General features: G+C 60.6%; 9 protein-coding genes and 1 pseudogene. 8 read left to right on the top strand and 2 right to left on the bottom strand.

The window, feature by feature from the left end:
• The first annotated feature begins 405 nt into the window (after positions 1–405).
• The 6 genes from ACP5EL_RS05195 (at position 406) to ACP5EL_RS05170 (ending at position 6,981) form a co-directional block, all read left to right on the top strand.
• On the top strand, positions 406–1,059 hold the full coding sequence (locus tag ACP5EL_RS05195; RefSeq protein WP_428401421.1) for a hypothetical protein: 654 nt from the start codon (positions 406–408) through the stop codon (positions 1,057–1,059).
• Between the two features lie 80 nt (positions 1,060–1,139).
• On the top strand, positions 1,140–3,317 hold the full coding sequence (locus ACP5EL_RS05190) for a PQQ-binding-like beta-propeller repeat protein (protein WP_428401420.1): 2,178 nt from the start codon (positions 1,140–1,142) through the stop codon (positions 3,315–3,317).
• Positions 3,318–3,523: 206 nt separating this feature from the next.
• Positions 3,524–4,795, top strand: a complete 1,272-nt coding sequence (locus ACP5EL_RS05185; protein ID WP_428401419.1) for a cysteate synthase — start codon at positions 3,524–3,526, stop codon at positions 4,793–4,795.
• Between the two features lie 3 nt (positions 4,796–4,798).
• Positions 4,799–5,569, top strand: a complete 771-nt coding sequence (locus tag ACP5EL_RS05180) for an ATP-binding cassette domain-containing protein (RefSeq protein WP_428401418.1) — start codon at positions 4,799–4,801, stop codon at positions 5,567–5,569.
• Positions 5,566–6,264: a GTP-binding protein gene (locus ACP5EL_RS05175; RefSeq protein WP_428401417.1), complete on the top strand. Its 699-nt coding sequence runs from the start codon at positions 5,566–5,568 to the stop codon at positions 6,262–6,264. Before ACP5EL_RS05180 ends, ACP5EL_RS05175 begins: the two co-directional genes overlap by 4 nt.
• Before the next feature lie 42 nt (positions 6,265–6,306).
• Positions 6,307–6,981, top strand: a complete 675-nt coding sequence (locus tag ACP5EL_RS05170; protein ID WP_428401416.1) for a (Fe-S)-binding protein — start codon at positions 6,307–6,309, stop codon at positions 6,979–6,981.
• Positions 6,982–6,994: 13 nt separating this feature from the next.
• On the opposite strand, the gene ACP5EL_RS05165 is transcribed toward ACP5EL_RS05170, so the two are convergent.
• Positions 6,995–8,782, bottom strand: a complete 1,788-nt coding sequence (locus tag ACP5EL_RS05165) for an alpha-amylase family glycosyl hydrolase (protein WP_428401415.1) — start codon at positions 8,780–8,782, stop codon at positions 6,995–6,997.
• A 339-nt stretch (positions 8,783–9,121) separates the two neighbouring features.
• Positions 9,122–10,276 (bottom strand): Vms1/Ankzf1 family peptidyl-tRNA hydrolase, encoded by a 1,155-nt coding sequence (locus ACP5EL_RS05160; protein WP_428401414.1) that lies wholly within the window; start codon positions 10,274–10,276, stop codon positions 9,122–9,124.
• Between the two features lie 210 nt (positions 10,277–10,486).
• On the opposite strand from ACP5EL_RS05160, the gene ACP5EL_RS05155 reads away from it, so the two are divergent.
• Both ACP5EL_RS05155 and ACP5EL_RS05150 read left to right on the top strand, forming a co-directional pair.
• Positions 10,487–11,662 (top strand): hypothetical protein, encoded by a 1,176-nt coding sequence (locus tag ACP5EL_RS05155; protein WP_428401413.1) that lies wholly within the window; start codon positions 10,487–10,489, stop codon positions 11,660–11,662.
• 208 nt (positions 11,663–11,870) lie between these two features.
• Positions 11,871–12,159: pseudogene (locus ACP5EL_RS05150) on the top strand (hypothetical protein); the annotation flags it as partial.

Raw genomic sequence — 12,159 nt, 5'->3', positions numbered from 1 at the left:
GATCTCGATCTTCGCAGCCCTGTTTCCCCCGTCCAGGATCACCCTCTGCCGCTCGACCCCCGTCTCCCTCCCGAAGGGGCCTCCAGTGCCCCAGGTCCAGACCTCGATCTTCACGTCGCCTCACCTGGTCTTTCGGCCAATCGCGTCCAGATCTTTCGGTCTTCCAAGGCACCTCCTCCCTGCTCTCTTGATCCATCGCCCATCTGCTCCATCTCCCCGTGTCCTGCCTCACCTATGCTCTCCATCGCCCTTGCCCCAAGTCTTTTTGATCTTTGAGAGATTTAAGCTGTACGAATCGATATATTTTTTATTAAGAAGCGAAGTATAGAGATCCAAAGAGATTATGGGGCGAGAGGGACGAAGGGGGCGACTACGGCGGCACTTCTGCTCATCGCCGTTCTGGCGATGGGCGAGGGAGGAGCAACTCCGGCCATCACCGAGCAGGCCCAGAGCGAGGAGTTCTACAACAGGGTCAGAGCCTCGGGCACCGGCTATTTTGAGGTGGGCTCCTCCGTGGTGGACAGGAGAATGGGGCTTGAGTATTACAGCTTCATGTACGGAGACGGCCACCTGCAGATCGATACCAAGAACAGCGTATCCACCAGCGCCGGGAACCTCCAGGGAACCCTCAACGGCTCCTCCGTTCCCCTGAACCTCCTCGAAGACCTGAAGATGGCCTACTCCGGCGAGACGCCGATGGTGGGGATGAAGTACATCCATTCCAACGACTTCTACGGAGGGATCGGGGCCGAGGTCCAGGAGTTCTTCGAGGTGACGGAGATCGAGAAGATCCAGACCACCTACTTCGCCTCGACCGATCCCGCATCCCACGTCTCCGACCCCGCCAACGCATCAGCGATCAGGGGCACAAGCCCCGCCCATCTGGTGGGGATGGACCTTTCGACCAGCTTCAATGGAACCTGGCAGACCGACTACAGGTGGCACAAGATCTTCTACAAGGACATCAAGGAGCACCAGGCCTTCTCCGGCGACTTCGAAGTCGAGAGGACCCTGAGGTTCCACGAGAGCCCCACCTCCGAGGTTTTCGTTGCTCCGTGATGCCTGACGATTTTGATATTTGAGGGAAAAATAAATGAGATGATAAGGCTCAATATAAGCGATCAGAGAGGTGATCATCTTTGAATAAAGTCGGAATAATGATCGAAATTTTGGCCCTGATCATAGCCCTGGCCCTCATCCCGACTCCGACGGTCCTGGCCGACGTCCCGGGCGAAAGCGAGGAGCCGGTCCCGCCGGAGGTGGCGGACAACGCCGAGGACTGGCCCCTCCCGAACAAGGACTACGAGAGCACCAGGGCCACCTTCAACTCCGCGATAAGCTCGGAGAATGTATCGGATCTGAAAGTCGCCTGGTCCTTTCCGATCCCTGGGATGGGGGCCTACGGCGCTGCTGCGAGCAACCCCATCATAGTGGGGGATGCGGTCTACTTCCAGGACCTCAGATGCAACGTCTTCGCCCTGGACCTGGAGACCGGCGAGCTCAGATGGTCGAAGATCTACAACCTCCACGACGTCGTCGGACCCAACGGCCCCGCCGTCGGCTGGGGCAGGGTCTTCGTCGCAAAAGACCTCTACAACGTGACCGCCCTGGACGCCGAGACCGGTGAGGAGATCTGGTCGACGAGGCTCTCAGACGTCAGCACCACAGGAATCGATATCCAGCCCCTGGTCTATGACGGTCTGGTCTACGTCTCCACCGTTCCCGGGACCGGGGACGTCTTCTACGCGCCCGGCGGGATAGGCGTCATATACGCCCTGGATGCCGAGACCGGCGAGATCGTCTGGAGCTTCTCCACCGTCGATTCGCCCGACCTCTGGGGGCATCCGGAGGTTAATAGCGGCGGAGGTTGCTGGTATCCCCCCTCCATCGATCTCGAGACCGGGGTCATCTTCTGGGGCACGGGAAACCCCGCACCCTTCCCCGGAACTGAAGAGTGGCCGAGCGGCACCAGCAGGCCCGGCCCCAACCTCTACACCGACAGCATATTGGCCCTCGACCACGCCACCGGCGATATGGTCTGGTTCCGCCAGGTCCTTCCCCACGACCTCTTCGACCACGACTTCCAGATATCGCCGATCCTGGCGGAGCTGGACCTTGAGGGTACGACTCAGAAGCTGGTCTTCGGAGCCGGGAAGATGGGTAAGGTCTACGCCTTCAACCAAAGCTCCGGCGAGGTCCTCTGGTCGACGGTGGTGGGCGAGTACGACGAGACGGCCCAGCTGGACGCCCTCCCTAACGGCACCACCAGGATCTATCCCGGCGTGCTGGGCGGGGTGGAGACCCCCATGGCCTACAGCGACGGCATCCTCTACGTCCCCGTGGTCAACCTCTTCACCGACTGGACCCCGACGTCTGTCGACACCTCCACCCTCGACTTCGAGAACGGGACCGGCGAGCTTGTGGCCATCGATGCCGCCACCGGCAAGATCCTCTGGATCAGGCCCCTCGACACCATGGCCCTCGGCGGGGCCACGGTGATAAACGACCTGGTCTTCACCGCGGAGTACGACGGCACCATCCACGGCTTCAAGGCCGGCTCCGGCGAGGAGGTCTTCGAGTACAGAGCGCCCGCCGGGATCAACGGCTGGCCCGCCGTGGCGGAGGAGACGATCGTCTGGCCCGCGGGGGTGGGGGCCGACCCGTCCCTCTTCGCCCTCCGGCGCGGCGCGACGACGGAGTCCGGGTCAGATCTCCATGACGATATCGGGGCGATGGATGATGCAGAAAACGCGACCTTGATTGAGCCGACAGAGGAGATCGCGCCCGGGCCGATCTCATCTGAGCAGGCCGTCTTTGCGGAGGCGGCCGCTGGAGATTGGACGCCCGACGGCGTCGTAGCAGAGGGCGAGTACTCGAAGAACCTCTCCTTGTCCGGCGGAAGGTACGTCCTCCACTGGAAGAACGACGCCGAGAACCTCTACATGGCCCTGGAGGCGAGGACTGAGGGCTTCGTGGCCATAGGCTTTGAGCCTTCCCAGGGGATGAAGGATGCGGACATGGTGATGGGCTGGGCCACCAAGAGGGAGGCGACCGTCCTCGACCTCTACTCGACGGGAATCTACGGGCCCCACCCGCCCGACGAGGAGCTCGGCGGTACCGACGACATCCTGAAGTTCGGCGGCGCAGAATTCGACGGCTGGACGGTGATCGAGTTCAAGAGGAGGATGAATACTGGAGACGAGTTCGACCAGCCCCTCAAGCCGGGCCAGACCGTCGATATAATCTGGTCGATCTCCGGCACCGACTCCCTTGATATAAGACACAACGCCAGAGGGAAGTCGAGGCTCTCCTTTTGAAGCGAGGGGGCTGAAGCTTTGGCCTCAGCCCCCAATCCCAACATTTATCATCTGACGAATTTTTCAACATCTTTTGAGGGGTCCTATCTAAATGCACCAATTTCGTGGCTTTATTGTACACATAAATAGAGATACGTTTCACAATACGGACAAAATATTGGATAAAACAGAAAACGTTATATCCGCATTCGGCCCGAAGTACCCCTATGGGCGAATATCTGGTCAGGTGTCTGGGCTGCGGGCGTGTGCAGCCGCCCCGCGCCCTGGCCTGTCAAAATGACGACTCCCTTCTCAGAACCGAGTACTTCACAAAAAGGCTCACCCTGAGAGATGATCTTCCTGGCCTCTGGAAGTTCATCGACTGGCTTCCGGTGAAGGAGCCCCTCCCACGGTGCGGGGAGAAGCCGGTGACCTACCGGAGCGAGGGGCTGGCCCGGGAGCTTGGCCTCGAGAACCTCTACGTCAGCTTCAGCGGCTACTGGCCGGAGAGGGGGGCGAGGATGACCACCTGCAGCTTCAAGGATCTCGAAGCCCCGCCCACGGTGGAGAGGATGATCGAGCGGAACGACGATCAGGTCCTCGTCGTAGCCTCGGCGGGAAATACCGCCAGAGCCTTCGCCCTGGCGGCCTCGGCGGTCCGCCTCCCCCTCGTCCTGGTCGTCCCGCCGACGGGCCTCGACCGGCTCTGGATCTCCGAGAAGCCCGGAGAGGAGATCTGCGTGATATCGGTGAACGGCGACTACACCGAGGCGATCGACTTCGCGGCACGGCTCGCAGCCCGCCACGGATTTGTCGGCGAGGGAGGGGCCAGGAACGTCGCCAGGAGAGACGGGATGGGTGTCGTGATGCTCGACGGCGTCCTCTCGATGAGGGCCCTTCCGAAACACTACTTCCAGGCCATAGGGAGTGGGACCGGCGGGATCGCCGCCTGGGAGGCCTCGATCCGGCTGATCGAGGACGGCCGCTTCGGCCAGACCTTGCCGAAACTTCACCTCGCCCAGAACACGCCCTGCGCCCCCATCTACGCCGCCTGGACCGGCTCTGAGATGGATAAGGGCCGGTGCCCTCAAGGGATGTACGACGACGTCCTCTACAACAGAAAGCCGCCTTACGCCGTCGGAGGCGGCGTCAGGGATGCCCTGGAGGAGACGGCAGGAGAGGTTTACGGCATCACCAACCGGGAGGCGGAGGTGGCCCAGAAGGTCTTCGAGGAGTCCGAGGAGATCGATATCCTTCCCGCGGCGGCCGTCGCCGTCGCCGCCCTTCTTGCGGCCGTCCGATCCGGGGCGGTCGAAGAGAAGGACCTTGTGCTGCTCAACATCACCGGGGGCGGAGTCTCCCGGGCGAAAGAGGAACTGGAAATGAACCTGCTCAAATGCGATATCAAGGCCGAATCATCGGCCCTCTCAAAGACGTCCCCCTCAGCTGACGACCACCTCCTCGCCGAGATCGGAGAGGTTCTGGGAAGGAGGTCCTGAGCCATGGCCGACGAGCAGGCCTGCAGGCTCACCATAATAGGCGGGGTCGATAAAGACGGAAATCCCGACCTGGTGGAGTGGCTCGATATGCGCCGGGGCGAGATCATCGGGATCGTCGGGCCGACGGGCTCAGGAAAGAGCTCCCTGATAGCCGACATCGAGCAGTTCGCCGCGGGAGACACCCCCTCGGGCCGAAAGATCCTCATCGACGGATGCGAGCCCCGGGCCGAGACGAGATCCGACCCCCGAAAGAAGCTGATCGCCCAGCTATCCCAGAATATGCAATTTCTCGCAGACATGAGCGTCGAGGAGTTTCTCCGGATGCACGCGAAGAGCAGGGGAAGGTCGCCTGAGGTGGTGGATCGGGTGATAGAGCTCGCTAACACCCTCACCGGCGAGCCGGTCCATCCCGACCATCACCTGACCATCCTGAGCGGCGGCCAGTCGAGGGCCCTGATGACCGCGGACATCGCGGTGATCAGCGACTCGCCGATCGTCCTCATCGACGAGATCGAGAACGCCGGGATCAAGAAGAAGGAGGCGCTCGAGCTTCTCGCAGGCGAGGGGAAGATAGTCGTCGTCGTGACCCACGACCCGATGCTCGCCCTGATGACCTCCCGGAGGGTGGTGATGAAGAACGGGGGGATGGTGGGGGTGATCGAGACCAGCTCCCTTGAGCAGAAGGTCTGTGAGGACCTGGCAAAAGTCGACGACTGGCTGATGAACCTGCGGGAGACGATCAGGCGGGGCGAGGTGGTGGGGGCAGCGCTTTGAAGCTGGTGGTGATCGCGGGAACTCCGGGATCGGGCAAGACCTCGGTTCTCATGCACGCCGCAAAGAGCCTCCAGAGGGAGGGGCTACGTCCCGCCGTGGTCAAGATCGACTGTCTCTGGACCGAGGACGACCAAAGATTTCAGAGGCTCAACGTTCCCGTCGCCGTGGGCCTGGCCAAGGATATGTGTCCTGACCACTACTCGATCTACAACGTCGACGAGATGCTGGAGTGGGCGAGAAAGGAGGAGGCTGAGATCCTCCTGAACGAGACAGCGGGGCTCTGCCTGCGGTGCGCCCCCTACCCCGACTCTTGCCTTGCGGTCTGCGTCATCGACGTCACCACCGGGCCGAACGCCCCCCTCAAGGTGGGGCCTCTTCTGACGACGGCGGACGTAGCCGTGGTGACGAAGGGGGACATGGTCTCCCAGGCCGAGAGGGAGGTATTTCGGGAGAGGATCCTGGAGGCGAACCCGAACTGCAGGATCGTCGAGGCGAACGGCCTCTCCGGCAAGGGGGCCGCAGAGCTCGCCGAGCTGATAAGAAACGGCCCCGAGGTCGGCGATGAGATGCTACTGCGGCACAACCCGCCTCTCGCGATATGCACCCTCTGCACCGGGGAGCTCCGGGTTTCAAAGGAGCACCACCGAGGCGTCCTCCGCCACCTGGACGGGTTCATGGAGTACTCCGGAGAGTAGAGAGGCTTTGCGAATTAGTAAAAACTCTGAGGTGTGAGCGAGATGAAGGAGATCGCAAAGCTTCTGCCCGGCTTCAACTGTGGCGAGTGCGGTTTTAAGAACTGCCGGGAGTTCGCCCGGGCCCTGTTGAAAGGAGAAGACCTCGACCTCTGCCCCTACCTCGGCCAGGAGAAGCACCTCGCCGAGAGGGAAGAGATTGAGGAGACTCTCCCCAGGCTTAAACAGAAAGTGAGGGATCGAGAGGGACGAGCGGGTGAGGAGGGCGAGGCTGAGGGTGAGATCCGGGGCGTCATTGACGGTCTTGCAGCAGACTTCGCCCTGGCGCCGCTTCCCGGGGAGCCCTCCTGTCGCGAGGACATCCACCCCTTCGACCGGGATGCCGAGTTCGAGGTCGGCGACGTCCTCCGCTACCGGCCCCTGGGCTGCCCGGTGACCCATTTCGGCAAGATCATCAAGATCGACCACGGACTGGTCACCGTCCACATGGTGGGGCCGCGCCACCTCCTGGGAGACGAGAACTTCGCCCCGGTGGACGCAGGCGTCTGTCTGGTCGCGGCCTTCGAGGGGATCGTGAGCAGGGGCCGGATCCCCGAGGTAGGGGAGACGGTGAGCTTTCTTCCCGAGCACTGCATGATGCAGAAGGTCCATTCGGGGATGATCGTCCACTCCGAGGGGAAGATGGTCAGGATCGAGAGCATCGATCTGAAGGTCTGGTGAGAACCATAAAATATTATGCCAGCTTCAGCACGGCCATCTCGTGCCCCTCAAGATGCACCTGGACGGTGCTCCGTCCGCCCGCCGACGCCACCTCCACCCTCCTCTTCTGGCCGAGGAGGTTCTCCATCTCGCTTCCTGCCGGGGTGAGGTTTCGATCCACGGTGACGAAGTCGCTCCTGGGGACGGCGTCCAGGTTGAGGGCCATCAGGATCTCCTCGTCGTCGAGGATCCGAGAGTAGGCGAGGGTGCAGGTTCCATCGATGGGATGGCCGAAGTCTGTGCCGTTCCCAGAGATCTCCCTGAAGTACTGCCTTCCGTAGCGCAGCGCCGGCTCTCCCGCCCGGATCTCGGCTATCCGGGAGATCTCCCGGTAGAGGTGGTGATCCTGGTTGAAGAAGTGGTGTCCGGTCGTCTCGAAGGCTCCCCAGTCCCCGCCGAACATGCACTCCCGGATGTACCTGTCGCCGTTCCCGCCGCCGTCGAAGCCCTGCTCCGTCCCGTAGTAGATGCAGGGGATGCCCAGGCTGGTCAGGAGATAGCCCACCGCCAGGACGGCCTGCTTCTGATAAGAGTCGTTGTGAAGAAACCTGGCCGGGGGAGATCTTCCGATCTGATCGTGGTTGTCCACGAAGGTCACGAAGTACGTGCCAGCCCTCCCGTGGTCCGCGTATAGACCCCTGAACCGATCGTACCTCTGCCTCAGGGCGGCGGGGTCCTCAAAGCCCTTGATCACAGGTTCGAGGATCGACCAGAGGGGAAAGTCGAGGGCCGCATCCAGGGAGGGAAACCGCTCGTTCGTCCCGGGGATGCGGGCGTTTCGGCCGATGTACTGATCGATGAAGAGGTCGCCCCCCACCACCTCCCCGAAGAGGAAGAAGTTCTTCTTGCCGATGGACTGGGCGTACTCCCTTATGGCGTTACAGAAGATGGCGGTGCTCGACTCTTCGATGTGCTTTGCCGCATCGAGCCGGTAGCCGTCCACGTCCGCCACCGCTATCCAGCGCTTGAACGAGTCGATCAGAGCGCCGAGGACCTGGGGGTTTGAGGTATCCAGCTCCTTGAGAGAGCAGAAGTCTCCGTCCCTGGTCTCGGGGAAGGCGTCCCAGTTTCTTATCCTGCCCTTCCTCCGATACCACTCCTGGTTTTGAAACTCCCGTGGCCATACGGCGTCCTCGCTCTCGAGCTCGGCTCCGGCCTCCTGCCCCTCTTCGCGGAGGCAGAAGTCGCCGATCTGAAGTTTGCACTCCTCCCTCCACAGAGAGGGCTTGACCTCATCGACCTGGCGCCAGAATCCGAAGGGAAACCTCACCCCCTCCCAGTAGTAGTAGACGTCGTCCTCGGGGTAAGCCCAGTTGTCTCCGGTGTGGTTCAGGACTACGTCCAGGATCACCCGGATATCCTCTCGATGGGCCTGCTGGACCAGCTCTTTTAGATCCTCTTCCGACCCGAACCTCGGATCCACCTCCAGGTAGTTCTGTATGCCGTAACCGTGGTAGGTATCAAGCTCGATCCGGTTCTTGAATATGGGGCTCAGCCAGACCGCGGTGCAGCCCAGGTCGCTTATGTAGTCCAGCTTCTCGGTGACGCCCTTCAGGTTTCCGCCCTGCCACCCTTCGCCTGCGGCGTCGTCCCTGTTTCGGGGAAGACCCGGCCTGTAGGGCTCTCTCTTCCCGCCGTCGTTGAACCTGTCGACCAGCAGGTGGTAGAGGAACTGATCCCTCCAGTCGGGGGGAGAAGGGAAGACCGGGCCCAGGGGCTCGAACTTCACCTCTTTGAGGCTATGAGGTCTCTTCTCGGACATATTCTCTCACCTTGGGGTACTATTCGAGAGTCTGCGCCGCAAAAAGCCGGAGACGGTATGTGTTTATCCGGCATGGGAACCGAATTCAAATATAATGCTTTAGTCTTCTCCAGAAGTCTGATCTGAAATCGACTTCAAATAACCATTATAGCCATCTTCCGGCCCTTTGATCTGGCGCGATGATGCTGATTCTCGAACGCAATTAATATGTCATCGAGATTATATGTAACTTTGGTTGGGCAGCTGCCAGATCTATACGTCGCCAAAACGGGCTTTCTGCTAAAGCCTCCAAGAAGATGAAAAGATTGAAAAGATGGGATAAGTGGATATCTGCTGACCCTAATACCTCAGCAGCGCCCCCACCCCCTCGGAGGATGCGAGGCAGGCGTCCTCCTCGACGAACTCAACCTCTGCCCCCGTCCTCTCTGCGAGCTCGTAGAGCTCCTCGACCACGTCGACGGGCGACGTCGGACCTCCGCATGTGGGGCAGCTCTCTGGCGGCCGCTTTCTCGCCTCGATGACCTGGCACCTCTCGCAGATCCAGCCGGGGATGGAGGCGTCCTTCAGAAGGACGAGAACGTTCGCCCGCCCAGCATTGAGGGCGTCCCTGGTCGCCTCGACGCCGAGGACCGCGAGGCCGCCCTTCCGGATCTCGGACCGCAGCTCCTCGGCCCTTTCTATCGACCTCGCCCTCTCGTCTTCAAGGGCGATCTCGTCTCCCGCCTCGACGATCTCCTTCTCTGGCGCGTCGATTGGCAGGTCGAGGACGCCGAGGATTTTCTTTTTCAGCTCAAAAGGAAGCATCTCAGCCAGCTGGTTTTTGGCCTCCCCGGGTCCGGCGACGACGAGCCCCCTCGTATCGCGGTGGCTGCAAGACTCCCGAACGTCCTCGATCACCTCCGAGAGGAAGGACTTTATCGCACCCTTCCGGAGCCGGTTGAACCTCATCTGGCTCCAACCCCCCTTCTTGTGTTTGCTCATCAGGTCGGTCGAGAGGTGGTTCATATCCTCGAGGATGTCTGACCGAACACAGAAGAGCCTCGCCTCCTTCGAGTCGAGGAGGAGGACGCCGTAGTCCGAATAGTCGTCCCTCATCTTCGCCAGGGGCAGGAGGAAGGGGGAGGTGTCCAGGACCATCGACCGAACGGTCTCTAAACCGATTCTGCGGACGTGGAGCAGGGAGGCAGGAGCCGAGGCGAAGATTATTCGGCCTCTCTCGCCGGGGATGGGTTCGGAGAAGAGGTGGTCATCGACCATCTCCATCGTCTCCCTGAATATCTCCTTCAGCTCCCTGGAGAGGGCATCCTCGATGGCTTTCGCCCTCGCGCCGACGAAGCTATGGTTTTCGGCATCGTCCTTTCCCGAAGCGGTCGGGAGGTAGACCGAGAGGTAGACGTCTCTCTCGTCGTATACCTCGGCCAGCTCTCTGATATCTATCTCCGTCACAGGCGTCAGCACCCTATCCTCGATCACTTTCATCTCCTCGGCTTCCATGCTCTTTTATTTGGGCGGTGGAGGTGAAAAGGTTATCCAGATCTTTGAGGGCCAAAAGCTCCGCAACAAACTCTAAATCGCAGTAACTCTTAAATTCTTTGAACCATATTATATCTTCTTACGGGTCCCATAGCTGATCAGATATCAGAAGATGCAACCTTCGACGATTCGCTAAAATTTTTAGAGATCGATATAAAAGTTGATATATATATGAACCGAAAGGCAATCATCCTGCCCGTTCAGGAGATCATGGTCGACTTTGCCCGTCTGACAGGGCTTAAGCCGGCCGCCGATCATCCCCGCCGCTACCTCTGGACCGACGCCTTCGCGGTCTGTAGCTACCTTGAGCTCTTCGGCCGGACCTGCGATCCGAACTGCCGGGATCTCGGCCTCCGCCTCATCGACCAGGTCCATCACACCCTCGGCCGCCACCGAGACGACGATCCCAGACGGGGCTGGATCAGCGGTCTTGCTGAAGGAGAGGGAGAGATCCATCCCACCGCCGGAGGGCTCCGGATCGGAAAGGAGCTGAACGAGCGCGGACCGGGAGAGCCTTCCGACGAGCGGCTGGAGTGGGATCGGGACGGGCAGTACTACCATTACCTGACCAAGTGGATGCACGCCCTCAACTGCGCAGGGAAGGTCACCGGCGATCCGACCTACACCAGGTGGGCGATAGAGCTCGCCGAAGCTGCCCATGCGGGTTTTGTTCGCAGATCGCCCCGCGGCGGCAGAAAGATGATCCGGTGGAAGATGAGCATAGACCTTCGCCGCCCTCTGGTCTCGTCGATGGGCCAGCACGACCCCCTCGACGGCCTCGTAACCTACTGCGAGCTCTCGGCGGCCGGAGCCGGAAACTCCGGCCAGTCGCCGCCTCTCGACCTCAGATCCGAGATCGCCGAGATGATGGAGATCTGCCGCGGGATCGACCTGGTCACCATCGATCCTCTCGGCATCGGCGGCCTCCTCTTCGACGCCTCTAGAATAGGACAGTTGACGGTCCTTGGCAGATTGAAGGACGGTGGACTTCTGGAGACCGTGCTGGAGGCGGCCCTGGTCGGGATGGAGGCCTTCGTGAAGGGCGACGCCCTTGATCGTCCTGCAGAGTATCGGCTGGCCTTCCGGGAGCTGGGGCTATCCATCGGCCTCTCGGCCGCAGAAGAGCTGCTGAGGCTGGTCGAAGAAAAGCCAGGGTCCTTCAGCGAGAGAGCACTCATTCAAGGAATCGTCGAAGATCTCGTAGCATACTCGCCCCTGCGCGGAGTTATAGAGCAGTTCTGGATGGACCACGAGAACAGGGAGGCTAGGACCTGGACCGATCACCGAGAGATAAACATGGTGATGCTCGCAACGAGTCTCGCCCCCAGGAGATTTCTGACAATCTGAGAGAAAGGGCGGTTCGTCGGGGGTCTTGGGGCGACCAAAATAATATGAGCCTCATTTTATGCTCACATCGCCAGACTTTTCCTTCGAAGCCGGGCTACATCTCGAAATTGAGCAATTTTTATGGCGAAAGAGTTATCCAACAGGCCTAAATAAGATTAGGTCCATACGTTACTGCCGACTTCCAGCCCGGAAGAAGAGAGGGGTGAGGATGGATTTTGAGCAGGGTTTTATAACCAACATCCACGATTTTGGCTACGACAGGACCAAGACCAGAGAACTCCTGGAGGAGTTCTGCCAGGAGAGGCCCACGAACCTGGTTCTGCCCCTGCTCTGGGGGGAGACGGAGCAGAGGACGATCCCAAAAATCCTCTCAGAGCTGAACAAGGCAACCTTCTTGAGCGGGGTGACCGTGCCACTTTACGCCCAGTCGAAAGAGGAGTTTGAGAGGGTGGTCCGCTTCTTCGGGGACCGTCTTGAGATCCCTCACCGGATAATGT

Source organism: Methanocrinis sp. (assembly GCF_049974945.1).
GTDB lineage: Archaea > Halobacteriota > Methanosarcinia > Methanotrichales > Methanotrichaceae > Methanocrinis.
The sequence above is the reverse complement of the archived record's forward strand: the minus strand, read 5'-3'. Positions and strand labels throughout refer to the sequence as shown.

What these genes read in the sequence shown, in the direction of transcription:
- ACP5EL_RS05195 (WP_428401421.1), top strand. Translation starts at nt 406, where the DNA reads ATGGGCGAGGGAGGAGCAACTCCGGCCATCACCGAGCAGGCCCAGAGC.
- ACP5EL_RS05185 (WP_428401419.1), top strand. Translation starts at nt 3,524, where the DNA reads ATGGGCGAATATCTGGTCAGGTGTCTGGGCTGCGGGCGTGTGCAGCCG.
- ACP5EL_RS05180 (WP_428401418.1), top strand. Translation starts at nt 4,799, where the DNA reads ATGGCCGACGAGCAGGCCTGCAGGCTCACCATAATAGGCGGGGTCGAT.
- ACP5EL_RS05170 (WP_428401416.1), top strand. Translation starts at nt 6,307, where the DNA reads ATGAAGGAGATCGCAAAGCTTCTGCCCGGCTTCAACTGTGGCGAGTGC.
- ACP5EL_RS05165 (WP_428401415.1), bottom strand. Translation starts at nt 8,782, where the DNA reads ATGTCCGAGAAGAGACCTCATAGCCTCAAAGAGGTGAAGTTCGAGCCC.
- ACP5EL_RS05160 (WP_428401414.1), bottom strand. Translation starts at nt 10,276, where the DNA reads ATGGAAGCCGAGGAGATGAAAGTGATCGAGGATAGGGTGCTGACGCCT.
- ACP5EL_RS05155 (WP_428401413.1), top strand. Translation starts at nt 10,487, where the DNA reads ATGAACCGAAAGGCAATCATCCTGCCCGTTCAGGAGATCATGGTCGAC.